14 protein-coding genes are annotated in these 15481 nt (G+C 67.6%); 10 read left to right on the top strand and 4 right to left on the bottom strand.

Features of this window, described 5'->3' with window-relative positions:
• Window positions 1-49 precede the first annotated feature (49 nt).
• Window positions 50-2368, bottom strand: coding sequence for a PacR family protein (pacR, locus tag AC5P76_RS16780; RefSeq protein WP_053519132.1), 2319 nt, complete (start codon window positions 2366-2368; stop codon window positions 50-52).
• Window positions 2369-2699: 331 nt separating this feature from the next.
• Here pacR and AC5P76_RS16785 point away from each other — a divergent pair, with 331 nt between their 5' ends.
• Genes AC5P76_RS16785 through AC5P76_RS16800 form a run of 4 tightly spaced genes read left to right on the top strand, consistent with a single transcriptional unit; the run spans window position 2700 to window position 5569 of the window.
• Window positions 2700-3281 carry a nitroreductase family protein gene (locus AC5P76_RS16785; protein WP_065176012.1) on the top strand — a complete coding sequence of 194 codons (582 nt, stop codon included), beginning with the start codon at window positions 2700-2702 and terminating at the stop codon, window positions 3279-3281.
• Window positions 3278-4228 carry a 5'-3' exonuclease gene (locus AC5P76_RS16790; RefSeq protein ID WP_065175990.1) on the top strand — a complete coding sequence of 317 codons (951 nt, stop codon included), beginning with the start codon at window positions 3278-3280 and terminating at the stop codon, window positions 4226-4228. Before AC5P76_RS16785 ends, AC5P76_RS16790 begins: the two co-directional genes overlap by 4 nt.
• The gene (locus AC5P76_RS16795) at window positions 4225-4779 is read left to right on the top strand and encodes an NUDIX hydrolase (protein ID WP_053519128.1); all 555 of its coding nucleotides are present in this window, start codon (window positions 4225-4227) and stop codon (window positions 4777-4779) included. Before AC5P76_RS16790 ends, AC5P76_RS16795 begins: the two co-directional genes overlap by 4 nt.
• Window positions 4772-5569, top strand: a complete 798-nt coding sequence (locus tag AC5P76_RS16800) for an N-formylglutamate amidohydrolase (RefSeq protein ID WP_065182853.1) — start codon at window positions 4772-4774, stop codon at window positions 5567-5569. The genes AC5P76_RS16795 and AC5P76_RS16800 overlap by 8 nt, the downstream gene beginning before the upstream one ends.
• Before the next feature lie 112 nt (window positions 5570-5681).
• On the opposite strand, the gene AC5P76_RS16805 is transcribed toward AC5P76_RS16800, so the two are convergent.
• Window positions 5682-7094 (bottom strand): MFS transporter, encoded by a 1413-nt coding sequence (locus AC5P76_RS16805; protein ID WP_253119346.1) that lies wholly within the window; start codon window positions 7092-7094, stop codon window positions 5682-5684.
• Window positions 7095-7200: 106 nt separating this feature from the next.
• Here AC5P76_RS16805 and AC5P76_RS16810 point away from each other — a divergent pair, with 106 nt between their 5' ends.
• Window positions 7201-8085, top strand: a complete 885-nt coding sequence (locus AC5P76_RS16810; RefSeq protein ID WP_065182851.1) for a LysR family transcriptional regulator — start codon at window positions 7201-7203, stop codon at window positions 8083-8085.
• A gap of 78 nt (window positions 8086-8163) precedes the next feature.
• Here the strand turns inward: AC5P76_RS16810 and pip are convergent, their stop codons facing one another.
• Together pip and prmC are read right to left on the bottom strand one after the other, a co-directional pair.
• Window positions 8164-9105, bottom strand: coding sequence for a prolyl aminopeptidase (gene pip, locus AC5P76_RS16815; RefSeq protein WP_065175985.1), 942 nt, complete (start codon window positions 9103-9105; stop codon window positions 8164-8166).
• Window positions 9106-9153: 48 nt separating this feature from the next.
• Window positions 9154-10011, bottom strand: coding sequence for a peptide chain release factor N(5)-glutamine methyltransferase (gene prmC / locus AC5P76_RS16820; RefSeq protein ID WP_253119349.1), 858 nt, complete (start codon window positions 10009-10011; stop codon window positions 9154-9156).
• A 354-nt stretch (window positions 10012-10365) separates the two neighbouring features.
• Between prmC and ahpC the strand changes: the two genes are divergently transcribed.
• From ahpC to AC5P76_RS16845, 5 genes are all read left to right on the top strand, one after another.
• A complete protein-coding gene (gene ahpC, locus AC5P76_RS16825; RefSeq protein ID WP_005408159.1) occupies window positions 10366-10929 on the top strand; it encodes an alkyl hydroperoxide reductase subunit C in 564 nt (187 codons plus the stop codon).
• A gap of 222 nt (window positions 10930-11151) precedes the next feature.
• On the top strand, window positions 11152-12744 hold the full coding sequence (ahpF, locus tag AC5P76_RS16830; protein WP_053519116.1) for an alkyl hydroperoxide reductase subunit F: 1593 nt from the start codon (window positions 11152-11154) through the stop codon (window positions 12742-12744).
• An 84-nt stretch (window positions 12745-12828) separates the two neighbouring features.
• On the top strand, window positions 12829-13794 hold the full coding sequence (locus tag AC5P76_RS16835) for a LysR substrate-binding domain-containing protein (RefSeq protein ID WP_065175982.1): 966 nt from the start codon (window positions 12829-12831) through the stop codon (window positions 13792-13794).
• A 122-nt stretch (window positions 13795-13916) separates the two neighbouring features.
• Window positions 13917-14321, top strand: a complete 405-nt coding sequence (gene rnk, locus AC5P76_RS16840) for a nucleoside diphosphate kinase regulator (RefSeq protein WP_053519113.1) — start codon at window positions 13917-13919, stop codon at window positions 14319-14321.
• 49 nt (window positions 14322-14370) lie between these two features.
• The gene (locus AC5P76_RS16845; RefSeq protein WP_065175981.1) at window positions 14371-15327 is read left to right on the top strand and encodes a transaldolase; all 957 of its coding nucleotides are present in this window, start codon (window positions 14371-14373) and stop codon (window positions 15325-15327) included.
• Window positions 15328-15481: the final 154 nt, after the last annotated feature.

Below are 15481 nucleotides of genomic sequence, written 5' to 3' on the forward strand. Positions count from 1 at the left end.
GGTCCCCGCTGATCGGTGAGTTTTCCCGATCCTAGCAGGCGGCTCCCGCTCAGTGCAGGGTGGCGTTGCCCGGGTCGAGGCGGTCGATCACGCCCTGCATGGCGCTGTCGAAGGCGCCATCGTCGACATGCGCACGCAGGCGGCCCAGCCGCACCATCACCGCCAGTTCCTCCGGCGAAGCCACGCAGAAGCGCACGCCACGCCGGTTGACGAACAGCAGCCGGGAAGAAATCGGGCTCACCCAGGACAGCTTGCCGGCCTGCACCTTGCCGTCCTTGTCGACGAAGTCCAGCCAACTGCCGATCTCCATCCGGCGGAAGCGATCGGCATCGGCATTGTCGAAATCGTCGGTATCCACCTGGCTGCCCAGTTCGACCGTCGGCGAGTCCGCAACCGGCGGCATGGGCAGGACAACCTGCGGCAGCTCCGGCAGCGCACGTTCCAGCTCCGGCCGTGACTCGGCGATGCCCTGCAGGGTGTCATGCAGTGCATCGATGGCCGAGGTTGCCGCATCGCCGTGTACGCCGACACTGGCGAACACCTTGGCCAGCACCGGCTGCCAGGCTTGCAGCCAGGGCTTGCCGATGATCTGCCGGCGCGCTTCGGCCACTTCCTCCAGCAGGCCATCGCCCAGGGCCAGGGCTTCGGCGACCGATGCACCGTCTTCGCCCTCGCGCAGCAGCGCCAGGGTCAGGTGGTGCTGCCACGGCTGGCGCAGGAACTCGGCGATGGCCGGTGGCAGGGTGGCATCGCCTATGCGGCGATCCAGCTCGGTGGCCGCGCGCGTGCGGGCCATTTCCAGCTTTTCCTGGCCGCGCTGCGTTTCCGCTGCGCGCCGCTCGGCAATCTCGACGCGGCGACGGTGCTGCACCAGGAAGTCGCGGAACTCCTCTTCCAGGGTGAGGAAGATGGCCAGGTTCTCGTTGAACTCGGCGACCAGGCGCTCGATGATCTCTTCCACCTTGGCCATCAGCATGCGCTCGGCCTGGCTCTCGCCGGTGTTGCCTTCGCAGGCCTCGGCCAACGAATTGAGCAGCTTGCGCGCCGGATGGGTCTTCTGCACGAACATGCGGCGGTCGAGCATGGCGACCTTGACGAAGGGCACCACCAGGCGGCCGATCAGTTCGCGCGAGCGACCCTCCAGTTCGCGTTCATCCAGCATGACGTCGAACAGCATGCCGACCAGGTCGATCGCGTCCTCGTCCTGCGGATCCAGGCGGGTCTGGCCCGGGTCGACGCCCAGCCGGGTGGCGCTGGACAACACCTCGCTCTTCAGGCGCTGCGCGAGCGACTCACCATCCTCACCGATCGCCGCACGCAGCGTGGCGCTGGGGGTCGCCTGCAGCAGCGACAGCACCGACATCATCTCGCGCTGGCTCAACGGGCGCTGCTGGCCCACGGCCACCTGCGCGGCCGATGTTGCGTCCTCACGCACGTGGCGCGTCTGCTGCAGCAGTTCCTGCAGCGCTTCCAGCAGCATCCCCTGCTGGCCATAGGCCTCGCTGCCGGCGGCGCCGGGACCGTCCCCACCGGCCTGCTGAAGGTGGCCGCGGCGCTCGGACCAGCGCGCGGCGAAGCGCTGCGCCCACGCCGGTGCGGCCTGCTCGTCATCGCTGAAATCGCTGTCGAACCCCGGCACCGGGCGCTGTTCGACCAGATCGTCCAGCCCCTGCGGTGAACGCGGGCCCGGTGCCGCCGGGGTGCGGCGCACCGCGCCCATCTGCGACATCACGCCGGCCGCCGCGAGCTGCTCGTCCAGCTTGTCGTAGATGCGGCCGACCGGCGCGCGCAGGTCGCGCTCGCACAGCTTGATCAGCACCAGGTGGACTTCCGGCGCCAGTTCGCAGCCGGCGAAGGCCTCGTGGATGGCCACGCCCAGATGTTCCGGGCTGATCGGGTTCAGGTCGGCATCCAGCGGCACATCGCCGGCCAGCCAGCCCAGGCGGCGGTCCAGCCGCGCCAGAACCGGCTTGAAATCACGCAGCAGCACCGTGGCGAAGTTGCGCACCGCCAGCCGCGATTCGAGCACGTGCTCGGCCAGCAGGCTCAGGCCATCCTCGGCCGGGCCGGACAGGGTCGCATCCGCCGACAGTGGCTCTCCGGCAACCAGAGCCGCCCAGGCGCGTTGCAGATGGCCGGCAAAGGCCGCCGCTATCTCCTCGCGCCGCCGGCGCAGCTCGCGCATCGCATCAAGGAACAGCAGCTGCGAGGCGCCGGCATTGCCGGCACGGTCGAACAGGGCGTCGTCGAAGCGCGCCAGTGCCGCCCCGAAGGCTTGGCACAGCGCGGGCAGGACGGCGTCACGGGCAAGCTGGAACTGGGCCGGGTCACGACCCGACGTTCCCAACGGTGTGGGCGCGCTCATCATTCGGGAAGGCTCCCCACCTTCTCTGGTGCGACAGACAACATGGACATCGCGACGACCGGCACACCCCATGTACCGATACGTCGATGGTAGGCCGGCCCGCCCCTCACGGACAGTGAAACAGTCCTCACTTCAAACCTCGTGACCCACGGCCCGGCAAGAGGGATATCGTAAGCCGTGCAAGGCCCGCGAGGCGAGAGGAAGCCGGCGTCGGATTGCCGCCAGTGGCATGATGTTCATCACAGTTTGATAGTGAGGGGACAGACGCCGCAGCCACGGCGTCATCGACCACCGCGACTATAATCAAATGCCCGTGATGACCGGTTCAGACGCCATGCCCGACCCCGCCGCCCTGCTTGCCCTCGATGCCCGCCGCTCGGTGCCCTCGCGGCAGCTGGGGGAACCCGGGCCGGACCCGCAGACCCTGCTGCGCATGCTCTCCTCGGCGGTACGGGTGCCCGACCACGGCAAGCGGGTGCCGTTCCGGTTCCTGAAGATTGCCGGCGATGCGCGTCACACTCTGGGCGCGTTCCTGGCCGAGCGCAGCCGGCAGCGCGATCCCACTGCCGGCGAGGCCGTGTTCGAGAAGGATCGCCAGCGTTTCAGCCATGCGCCGCTGGTGATCGTGGTGGTGGCCAGCCCCCGCCCCGACCCGAAGGTGCCCGAGCAGGAGCAGCTGATGACCGCTGGATGCGTCTGCTTCGCCCTGCTGCAGGCCGCACAGGCGCTGGGCTTCGGCGCCCAGTGGCTGACGGCGTGGATGGCGTTCGACCCGGCCGTACACGCCCATCTGGGGCTGGCCGACGGCGAGCGCATCGCCGGTTTCATCCATATCGGCACCGCCCGCGCCGACGTGCCCGAGCGCGAGCGTCCGGATCCAGCCGCCCTGCTGCGCGACTGGACGCCACCGGCATGACCTTGCCGGCACCGGCGCCGGCGCTGTACCTGGTCGACGCCAGCATCTACGTGTTCCGTGCCTGGCACTCGCTGCCCGACCAGTTCCAGGATGCGCAGGGCTGGCCGACCAATGCCGTGCACGGCTTCGCGCGCTTCCTGCTGGACCTGCTCGAACGCGAGCGTCCGCAGCACATCGCCATCGCCTTTGACGAGGCGCTGGACAGCGGCTTCCGCCATCGCCTGTATCCGGCGTACAAGGCCAACCGCGATCCGGCTCCGGAGGCGCTGAAGCGCCAGTTCGTGCATTGCAAGGCACTGTGCGCGGCGCTCGGTCTGGCCGTGCTTGCCCATCACGACTACGAGGCCGACGACCTGATCGGCAGCGCTCTGCATGTGCACCGCGGCAGCCACCGCGGTGTCATCATTTCCGCCGACAAGGACCTGTCGCAGCTGCTGCTGGACCACGACGAGCAGTGGGACTATGCGCGCAACCAGCGCTGGAGCGTGGCCGGGGTGAAAGCGCGGCATGGCGTGCATGCGCACCAGATCGCCGACTACCTGGCACTGTGCGGCGATGCGGTGGACAACATCCCCGGCATCAGCGGCGTCGGCAGCAAGTCCGCGGCGGTCCTGCTGGCCCACTTCGGCAGCCTGGATGTGCTGTACGAGCGCCTGGACGAAGTGCCCTTCCTGCGCCTGCGCGGCGCAGCGCAGATGGCAGTGCGCCTGCGCGAGCAGCGCGAGCATGCCCTGCTCTGGCGACAGCTGACCACCATCGCGCTGGACGCGCCGCTGGAAGGCTGCCAGCCCGGCCTGCTGCGGCAGACGGCCGACCCGGAGCTGCTCGGCGGCCTGTGCCAGACCCTGCGCTTCGGCCCGATGACCCGCCGCCGGCTGTTCAACGCCGCCGGCATGGCCGACCCGCTTCCCACTCCCTCCTTTTCCAATTCCGGCGAGCCCGCATGAGCCAGCGCAATACCGAAGCCCCGCGTGTCGTCTATGAAGGCAAGTACCAGCGCATGCTGGTACGCGGCACCTGGGAATACAGCGAACGCACCCACGCCGGTGGCCTGGCGGCGATCATCATCGCCGTCACCCCCGAGGACAAGGTGCTGTTCGTCGAGCAGTTCCGCGTGCCCCTGCAGGCATCGACCATCGAGATGCCGGCCGGGCTGGTCGGTGACATCCATGCCGGCGAGTCGATCGAAGTCTCGGCGGTACGCGAACTGGAAGAAGAGACCGGCTGGACCGCCGAGCACGCCGAAGTGCTGATGATCGGCCCGACCTCCTCAGGCGCCAGCAGCGAGAAGATCGCCTTCGTGCGCGCCACCGGCCTGCGCCGGATCGGCGAAGGCGGCGGCGATGACAGCGAGGACATCACGGTGCACGAGGTCCCGCTCAAGCAGGCTGCCGCGTGGCTGGTGCAGAAGATGGGCGAAGGCTACGAGCTCGATGCCAAGCTCTGGGCCGGGCTGTGGATGATCGAACATCACCTGGACGGGCGCCCGCGTGGCTGACGCCGACCTGCACACCTTGCCGGCATTGCTGGGCGCTGACGACCCGGCGATCTACACCATCCACCGGCCGCAGGGCGCTTCGCCGTACCTGCTGCTGGCCGATCACGCCGGGCAGCAGGTACCGCGCGCACTGGCCGGCCTCGGCCTGCCGCAGCGCGAACTTGACCGCCATATCGGCTGGGACATCGGCATCGCCGGCACCACGCGTGCATTGGCCGAACGGCTGGATGCCTGGGCCATCGAGCAGACCTATTCGCGCCTGCTGATCGACTGCAACCGTCCGCTGGCATCGCCGACCCTGATTCCGGAAGCAAGCGATCACACCGTGGTACCGGGCAACGCCGGCCTGTCGGCCGCACAACGGCAGCAGCGCATCGACGCGATCCACGCGCCCTATCACGCCCGCATCGAAGCGGAACTGGATGCGCGCCGCGAAGCCGGCCGCCCGACCCTGCTGGTGATGATGCACAGCTTCACTCCCTCCATGAACGGCACGCTGCGGCCATGGCATGCCGGCGTGCTCTACCACCAGGACACGCGCTTTGCCCACGCCCTGCTGCAGGCACTGCGCGAGGAAGGCGATCTGGTGGTCGGTGACAACGAACCGTATTCGGTAAGCAGTACCAGCGACTACGCGGTACCGGTGCACGGCGAAGGGCGCGGCCTGGTGCACGTGGAACTGGAGATCCGTCAGGACCTGATCGCCGACGCGGCCGGGCAGCAGGCGTGGGCCGAGCGGCTGGCGCGGATCTTCAGCGCGTTGCAGCCACGGCTGCTGGCATCGGTGTAACGCCATCCGGGCCCGGTAGCGCCGGGCCATGCCCGGCGGCACTGGAGGATTCACCGTCGCGTTGCGCCTCGCCGGGGATGGCCCGGCGCTACCGGGTCATCCTGCAGGTCGATCATGCGTCGTTGGCCAGGCAGGCGGGGACCGCCGGGGCGACCGGCGCCGGGCGCAGGGCCAGCGCGATGACCACGCCGAGCAGTGCAAACACTGCGGCGCCGTACTCCGCACGCACCAGCCCGGTCAGCGCATCCGGAGAGCCGGCAGCTGCCACGTCGGCGTTGGCCACCATCACCAGTACCGCCAGGCCCAGCGCACCGCCGATCTGCTGTGCGGTGGCCGCCATGCCCGACGCCACGCCCTGCTGCGCCGCCGGCACGCCCTGACCCGCCACGATCCACATCGCGGTCCAGGTCATTCCCTGGCCGATGCTCAACACCACCACGCCCGGCAGCAATGGCCAGAAATTCGAGGCATGCGGCAGTGCCGCCGCCACCCAGGCGATGCCGACGGCACCGGCCAGGTTGCCGATCACAAGCACTCTGCGCGCGCTCCAGCGCTGCAGCGTCCACTCGGCAAGCTGGATGCCCACGGTGCACACCGCCGTGGCCGGCAGGAATGCCAGGCCGGCCTGCAGCGGACTCCAGCCGTAGCCGTCCTGGAAGTACAGCGCCATGAAGTAGTACTGCACACCGTAGCTGCTCATGAACGCGAAGGTCAGGCCGAGGGCGGCACGAAGGCCCGGCAGGCGCAGCAGCGCGAACTGCATCAGTGGATCGCGGCTGCGCAGCTCGATCTGCACGAACGCGAACAGGATCAGTATCGACAGCACCAGGCAGCCCAGCGTGACGGGCGCCGCCCACCCCCATTCGGGGCCCTGTACCAGCGTGGTCACCAGCAGGCTGCCACCCAGGGTCACGGTGATGCAGCCGGCCAGATCGAACGAACGGCCCTGCGGGCGCGAAGCATCGGGCGGCAGCCACGCACCGGCGGCAAGCGCGCACGCGGTGGCCAGCGGCACGATCACCGCCAGCACCGCCGGCCAGCCGAAGGCCTGGGTGAGTACGCCACCGAGCAGCGTACCCAAGACAAGACCCACTGCACTGGCCATGCTCCAGATCGCCAGCGCGCGGTTGCGGGCCGGGCCTTCTTCATACAGCGTGTTGATCAGGGCCAGCGTTGCCGGGAACAGCAGCGCGGCACCGATGCCCTGCGCTGCGCGCGCGATGATCAACAGGCCCGCATTCGGCGCCAGCGCGCCGAGCAGCGATGCCACCGCGAACAACAGCATGCCCAGGCGGTAGAAGCGGCGGCGGCCGATCAGGTCGGCGGCACGCCCGCCCAGCAGCAGGCTGCCGCCGAAAGCCACGGTGTAGGCACTGACCACCCATTGCAGCTGCTGCGCGTTGATCTGCAGCGCGCGGCCCATGTCATGCAGCGCGACAAAGATGATGGTGGCATCCAGGGCGATGATCAGCTGGGCGGTGGCCAGCAGGGTCAGTGCCCAGCGCGGGTATTTGAGGGGAGGCATCGGTGGTCTGGACTGAAGGGGGGAGCGCAGTCTCATTGATGCAGCGAAATCAATAAACCCCTCACCCGCCATATCTGTCATGATTTTCTGCATGAGTGGATCATCGATGGACCTCAACGCGGTGCGCATGCTGGTGCAGGTGGCCGAAGCACGCAGCTTCACCGTCGCTGCCGGCCAGCTCGGTCTGAGCCAATCCGGGCTGTCGCGCGCGATCAGCCGGCTCGAGGTGGACCTGGGCGTGAAGCTGCTGCAGCGGAACACGCGTAACGTGGCATTGACCCCGGATGGGCGCCAGTTTGTAGAACAGGTCGCGCCACTGCTGTGCGGACTGGAGGACGCGGAACGGCAGCTTGCCGATCGCCCCTGCACGCCGTCGGGCACGCTGAAGATCAGTGCGCCGTCGATGTTCGGCCGCAAGGTGCTGGTGCCCCTGCTGGCGCCGCTGCTGGAGCGCCATTCACAACTGCAGGTCGAAGCGGTGCTCAGCGATCGCCTGGTCGACCTGGTCGAAGAGGGGTTCGACGCCGCGCTGCGGACTGGCACCATCGCCGACCAGCGCATCGTCGCCCGGCCCCTGCGACCGCTGCGCTGGGTGACCGTCGCCAGCCCGGACTACCTTGCCCGGCGCGGTGCACCGGGCGATGTGGCCGCACTGGCGGGGCATGCCTGCCTGGCCGTGCGCAACCTGCGCAGTGGCCGCCTGGTGGACTGGCAGTTCCTTCAGGACGGCCAGCTGCGCGAGTTCACGCCACCGACGCGGATGGTGTTCGACAGCGGCGACCCGTTGGTGGAAGCCGCCATCGCCGGCATCGGCATCGTGCAGGTAATGGATTTCGCCGTGGCCGACGCCTTGGCCGACGGCCGTCTGCTGCGCGTGCTGCAACCGTATGAAGGTCGCAGCCGCGAACTCTCTTTGATCTACCCACCTTCGCGCCAGCACTCGCCGAAGCTGCAGGTGCTGGCCGACGCGCTGCTTGCAGGGGACTGGTAGCACCGGGCCATGCCCGGCGAATCAAACCGCGGCAACAGATCGCGATGCCGCCGGGCGTGGCCCGGCGCTACCGGCGGGTTACGCGAAGCTGTCCGTGGCGCGCACCAGCGCGTCGACATTCTCCGCTTCGAACGCGGAGTGGCCCGATGCCGGGGTGATTTCCAGCTTCGCCTTCGGCCACACCTTGGTCAGGTCCCAGGCATTGGCGAGCGGGCACACCACGTCGTAGCGGCCATGCACGATCACGCCCGGGATGTCGGCGATGCGGTGCGCGTCGCGCAGCAGCTGGTCTTCCACCTCGAAGAAGCCACCATTGACGAAGTAGTGGTTCTCGATACGGGCAAAGGCCAGCGCGAAATGCGGGTCTTCGTGGCTGTTGATGAAGTCGTCATCCACATGCAGGAAGCTGGTCGCACCCTCCCACACGGCCCAGGCCTTGGCTGCTTCCAGGCGGGTCGCCTCGTCTTCACTGGTCAGGCGACGGTGGAACGCCGAGATCAGGTCATGGCGTTCAACCACCGGAATGGGCTTCAGATAGTGCTCCCATGCATCGGGGAACAGGCGGTTGGCGCCTTCCTGGTAGAACCACTCCAGCTCCCAGCGGCGGAGCATGAAGATGCCGCGCAGAACCAGTTCGGTGACGCGCTGCGGATGGGTTTCGGCGTAGGCCAGCGCCAGGGTTGACCCCCAGCTGCCGCCGAACACCTGCCAGCGGTCGACGTTCAGATGCTCGCGCAGCCGCTCGATATCGGCCACCAGGTCCCAGGTGGTGTTGTCCACCAGATCCGCATGCGGCGTGGAACGGCCGGCACCGCGCTGGTCGAACAGGATGATGCGGTACTTCGCCGGGTCATGGAACTGGCGCATCTTGTCGCTGCAACCGCCGCCCGGACCGCCGTGCAGCATCACCACCGGCTTGCCATCCGGATTGCCGCACTGCTCGAAGTACAGCGTGTGGCGGTCGTCGACCTTCAGGGTGCCGACGTCATAGGGGGTGATGGCGGGGTACAGCGTACGCATGCTTGCAGCTCCAGGGTGATGCCCTGCCGGGGCAGGAGAACCCCCATTCTAGGCCGGTCGCCGGCCGAGGGTGACCCGATCACGCTGCTCAAGGTCCTGCTGGGTCTGCACGTCGGCGAAACCGGCCGCATCGAACAGCGTGCGGATCGCCGCGCCCTGGTCCCAGCCGTGCTCGATCAGCAGCCAGCCCGCCGGCTGCAGGTGTTCGGGCGCGCCTGCAACGATGCGGCGGATATCGTCCAGTCCGTCGATGCCGGACGCCAGCGCGCTGGCCGGCTCGAACCTCAGGTCGCCCTGCTGCAGATGCGGATCTTCGCTGGCGATGTAGGGCGGATTGCTGGCAATCAGTGCAAAGCGCGCGCCCTGCAGCGGTGCGTACCAGTCCTGTCCACCTTCAGCGAAACGCACGTTGCGCAGTTCATGGTGGGCGGCATTGCGCGCAGCCATGGCCAGTGCACCGGGGCTGGCATCGGTGGCCAGCACCTGTGCCAGCGGCCGCTCGCTGGCCAGGGCCAGGGCGATCGCACCACTGCCGGTGCCGAGGTCGACCACGGACAGCGGGCGGTCCGATGGCAGGCGTTCCAGCGCCAGCTCCACCAGCAGTTCGGTTTCCGGACGCGGGATGAGGGTCGCCGCATCGACCCGCAGATCAAGCGTCCAGAACCCGCGCCGGCCGGTCAGGTAGGCCACCGGCTCACCGGCGGCGCGACGCGCCAGCAGCGCCTCGAAGGCAGCCTGCGCCGTTGCCGGCAGCGGATCGGTCGCATGGGCGAACAGCCAGCTGCGTGGACGCTCCAGCACATGCAGCAGCAGCAGCTCGGCTTCGTGGCGGGCGTCGATGCCGCCCAGGCGGGCGCTGGCGTCGGCCACCACCTGGCGCAGGGAGGGTTGGGTTGGGGAAGACATTCCGCAATTGTAGAGCCGAGCCCATGCTCGGCTGCTTCTGGAACAGCCGAGCATGGGCTCGGCTCTACAGATCCGCGGTCGAGCGTGGGCTCGGCTCTACAAAAGCTGGAATCCGTTCAGGTTTCGCCCGAGGGCATAAGGAGGGGCTATCAGCCCTCTTCACGCGTCCCTGGCGATTTTCCTTGTCACACAGGCAGTTGCAGGATGAGGGACGCAAGGTTCAGTGCGGGCTCATGGCAATTTGATAGGCTGCATCTATCAAATAGATGCAATCAATGGATTGTTCTTATCGCAACTGAGCCGGTAACCTAGCTCCTGTCGATTCACCCACTCCCTTCACCCAGAGGAAAAATGATGTCCCTCATCAATACCCAGATCCAGCCGTTTGAAGCCAACGCCTACCACAACGGCGAGTTCATCAAGGTTTCCGATGCCAGCCTGAAGGGCCAGTGGTCCGTCCTGATCTTCATGCCGGCTGCATTCACCTTCAACTGCCCGACCGAGATCGAAGACGCCGCCGACCACTACGCCGAGTTCAAGAAGGCTGGCGCTGAGGTCTACATCGTCACCACCGACACGCACTTCTCGCACAAGGTGTGGCACGAAACCTCGCCGGCCGTCGGCAAGGCCCAGTTCCCGCTGGTCGGCGACCCGACCCACCAGCTGACCAACGCCTTCGGCGTGCACATTCCGGAAGAGGGCCTGGCCCTGCGCGGCACCTTCATCATCAATCCGGAAGGCGTGATCAAGACCCTGGAGATCCACTCCAACGAGATCGCCCGCGACGTCTCCGAGACCCTGCGCAAGCTGAAGGCCGCCCAGTTCACCGCCGCCAACCCGAACCAGGTGTGCCCGGCGAAGTGGAAGGAAGGCGAGAAGACCCTGACCCCGTCGCTGGACCTGGTCGGCAAGATCTAACGCAGCACCGGCACGCCGTGGCCCCATGCCACGGCAGGCCCATCTCCATGCCGGCGGCATCGCCGGCGTGGGGGTGAACCCAAGACAGCCATCGCCGGCCCGTCGCGGCCAGCCAGCCCCTTCCACGGTCGCTGTCTTGGGTTCACCCCTACCCCCTGCTGGTCCGCTACCTTCTACAGCGGTGCCACGCCCCCTGTTTGCCTGAAGCCAGGAGAAGACCCGATGTTGGACGCCAACCTGCAGTCGCAGCTGAAGACCTATCTGGAGCGCGTGACCCGCCCCATCCAGATCACCGCGCATGCCGACGACGGCGACAAGTCGCGGGAAATGCTGGAACTGCTGCAGACCCTGGAAAGCCTGTCCGACAGCATCTCGCTGCAGGTGCTGCGTGATGGCCAGGGCCGCGTGCCTTCGTTCGACCTGGGCACGCCCGGCCAGGACATCCACCTGACCTTCGCCGGCCTGCCGATGGGTCATGAATTCACCTCGCTGGTGCTGGCGCTGCTGCAGGTGGGCGGTCATCCGTCCAAGGCCACCGCCGAACTGATCGAGCAGGTGCAGAGCCTGGAAGGCGAGTACCGGTTCGAGACCTATTTCTCCCTGTCCTGCCAGAACTGCCCGGACGTGGTGCAGGCGCTGAACCTGGCCGCGGTGCTCAACCCGCGCATCCAGCACGTGGCCATCGACGGCGCGCTGTTCCAGGAGGAAGTGGAGAAGCGCGAGATCATGTCGGTGCCGACCGTGTATCTCAACGGTGAAGTCTTCGACCAGGGCCGGATGACGCTCGAACAGATCGTGGCCAAGCTGGATACCAACGCCAGCAAGCGCGACGCAGAGAAGATCGCCGCCAAGCAGGCCTTCGACGTGCTGGTGGTGGGCGGCGGCCCGGCTGGCGCGGCCGCAGCGATCTACGCCGCGCGCAAGGGCATCCGCACCGGCATCGCCGCCGAGCGCTTCGGCGGCCAGGTACTGGACACCATGGCCATCGAGAACTTCATCTCGGTCAAGGAGACCGAAGGCCCGAAGCTCGCTACCGCGCTGGAGCAGCATGTGCGCGAGTACGACGTGGACATCATGGATCTGCAGCGCGCGACCGCGCTGGTGCCGGCCGGCGACGATGGGCTGGTACAGGTGCAGCTGGAAAACGGCGCGGTGCTGAAGTCACGTTCGGTGATCCTGTCCACCGGTGCGCGCTGGCGGCAGATGAATGTGCCGGGCGAAGAGCAGTACCGCAACAAGGGGGTGGCCTACTGCCCGCACTGCGATGGCCCGCTGTTCAAGGGCAAGCGCGTGGCGGTGATCGGTGGTGGCAACTCCGGCGTTGAAGCTGCCATCGATCTGGCCGGCATCGTGTCGCATGTAACCCTGCTGGAATTCGATTCCAGCCTGCGCGCCGATGAGGTGCTGCAGAAGAAGCTTCGCAGCCTCGGCAATGTCACCGTGCTGACCAGCGCCCAGACCACTGAAGTGCTGGGCGATGGCAGCCGGGTCACCGGGCTGGTCTACAAGGACCGCATCGGTGGCGACGCCCACCGCGTGGAGCTGGAAGGCATCTTCGTGCAGATCGGCCTGCTGCCCAACACCGAGTGGCTGAAGGACACCGTGGCGCTGTCGCCGCGCGGCGAGATCGTCATCGACGACCGTGGCCAGACCAGTGTGCCCGGCGTGTTCGCCGCAGGTGATTGCACGACGGTACCCTACAAGCAGATCATCATCGCCATGGGCGCCGGCTCGACCGCCGCACTGAGCGCGTTCGATCACCTGATCCGCTCGTCGGTGAGCAAGAGCAGCGGGGCCGTTGCCGAAGCTGCCTGATCCACTGCTCCCGGGTTGCCGGGAGCATTGTCAGCTGCGGGGTGACCACGCCGCCAGCCGGTCCGTTATCCCTGGGATGTGAGGATGAATCTACGCGATCTGAAGTACCTGGTAGCCCTGGCCGACCACAAGCATTTCGGTCGGGCTGCCGCGTCGTGCTTCGTCAGCCAGCCCACGTTGTCCACCCAGATCCGCAAGCTGGAAGAAGAGCTGGGCCTGCCGCTGGTCGAGCGGGCTCCCCGCAAGGTGATGCTGACGCCGGCCGGCCAGGAAGCCGCTGCACGGGCGCGGGTGATCGTGTCCGAGGTGGAGCAGCTGAAGGAAGCGGCACGGCGCAGCCGCGATCCGGAAGCCGGCACGGTGCGCCTGGGAATCTTCCCGACCCTGGGCCCGTACCTGTTGCCGCATGTGATCCCGCGCATCCGCGAACGTTTCCCGGAACTGGAACTGCTGCTGGTCGAAGAGAAGAGCGATGTGCTGCTGGAGCGCCTGCGCGAAGGCAAGCTCGATGCCGCGCTGCTGGCACTGCCGGTGATCGACGATCAGCTGCACGCCGAGTTCCTGTTCGAGGAGCCGTTCCTGTTGGCCGTCTCCGGTCGCCATCCGCTCGCCCAGCGCGCCCATCTGGATGTGCAGGAACTGGCCACGCAGAAGCTGCTGCTGCTGGAAGACGGCCATTGCCTGCGCGACCAGGCGCTGGAAGTGTGCCGGCTGTTCGGCGCCAACGAGAAATCCGAGTTCCGCGCCACCAGCCTGGAAACGCTGCGGCAGATGGTCGCCGCCGATGTCGGCATCACATTGCTGCCGAGCCTGTCGGTGCAGCCCCCCGTCCCGCGCTCGAACAACATCCGCCTGCTCGATTTCATCGGTGAGGGCCGGCCCAGCCGCCGTATTGCGATGGTCTGGCGCCGCAGCTCGGCGATGAACGACTTCCTGATGGAGCTGGCCAGCCAGTTCAAGCGCCTGCCGCATGCGCTGTTCACGCTGGAAGCCGCCAATGGCACGGCCGCCGATCCGGCCAGCCTTTCCGGCCCCGCGCTGAACGGTTGACGCCCCGGCCTGCCCGGCCTCGAGCGGCAGGAGTCGATTCCGGTCGCATTTGTCCCCACAATACAGACAGGCGGCGCCAGCAGGCGCCGCCTTTTGCATGGTTTTCAACCAAGGAGTTTTACATGAACACCGCCAGCGGCCTGCCGCCGTCGATCACTGTCTCAACCTTCGACATGGACCGCCTGGAGGCCATGCTCGAAGCCCCTGCGCTGAGCCAGACGCCTGCCGCGCTCGCGCTTGCCGAAGAACTCAACCGGGCCACCGTGCTGGCGCCGGACCAGATTCCCGAAGGCATCGTCATGATGCATTCCCGCGTGGAGTGCGAAGATGGGGTCTCAGGCGAGAAGCACGTCCTGACCCTGGTCTTCCCCCGCGAAGCCAACGTCGATGAAGGCAAGGTTTCCGTGCTGGCCCCGGTCGGCAGTGCCCTGCTCGGCCTGTCGGTCGGCCAGAGCATCGACTGGACTGCACCCGGCGGTCGCAAGCTGCGCCTGCGCGTGACCGCAGTGCACAACGACCGTCCCTGATCTCCGCTGCGCACTGCGCGCGATCCGATTCCCCGTACCAGGAGCCGTAATGAGTACCTCGTCCAAACTGTCCCAGCTGCGCGAACTGTCCGTGGTCGTTGCCGATACCGGTGACTACGAGGCGATCAAGCGCCTGCAGCCGGTGGACTGCACCACCAACCCGACCCTGGTGAAGAAGGCACTGGACCTGCCGGTCTATGCCGATCTGATCGAGCGCGAACTGGCCTGGGGCCGTCAGCAGAGCGGCGACCGCGAGGCCGTGGTGCATGCGGTGGCCGATCGGCTGACCATCGGCGTCGGCGCGCTGCTCAGCACGCTGGTGCCGGGCCGCGTGTCCACCGAGGTGGATGCTGACCAGGCGTACGACACCGCCGCCACCGTGGCCAAGGCCCGCCAGTTCATCCAGATGTACGCCGATGCCGGCGTACCGCGCGAGAAGATCCTGATCAAGATCGCCGCGACCTGGGAAGGTGTGGAAGCGGCGCGGATCCTGCAGGCCGAGGGCATCGACTGCAACCTGACGCTGATCTTCAACCCGACCCAGGCGCTGGCCTGCAGCGAAGCGGGCGCGTTCCTGATCTCGCCGTTCGTCGGCCGCATCCTTGACTGGTACGTGGCCAACGGCCAGACCCCGGCCAACATCGATGAGGACCCGGGCGTGAAGTTCGTGCGCAGCGTGTATGCGGAGTTCAAGCGCCGTGGTTCGCCGACCGTGGTGATGGGCGCCTCGTTCCGTTCCACCGCACAGATCGAGGCGCTGGCCGGCTGCGACCGCCTGACCATTTCGCCGGATCTGCTGGAGAAGCTGGACGCCGATCACGGCGAGCTGCCGCGCAAGCTGGTGCCCGGTGAGGGTAACGGCGTGGCGGTGACCCCGATCGATGCGGCGACGTTTGCGGCGGATCTGGCGGCCGATCCGATGGCGACCGAGAAGCTGACGACCGGTATCGAGGCGTTCGCCAAGGATCTGGAAGCGCTGCGCGAGCGGATCCGCGCGGCGCTGTAAGGGTTCCAGCCAACGGCTGAGCCCCTCGTGGCGGGGGCTTGGTCGCGAAAGGCATGAAGCAACCGCCGCGCTGGGTCGGGCGGGTCGGGTTCGCGGGAGACGCCGTGAATCCGTCCCTGGAGGCTTGGCCGCGGCATCCATGCCGCGGACACTC

The sequence above is a fragment of the Stenotrophomonas sp. YJH_SMC_36 genome (assembly GCF_059369935.1).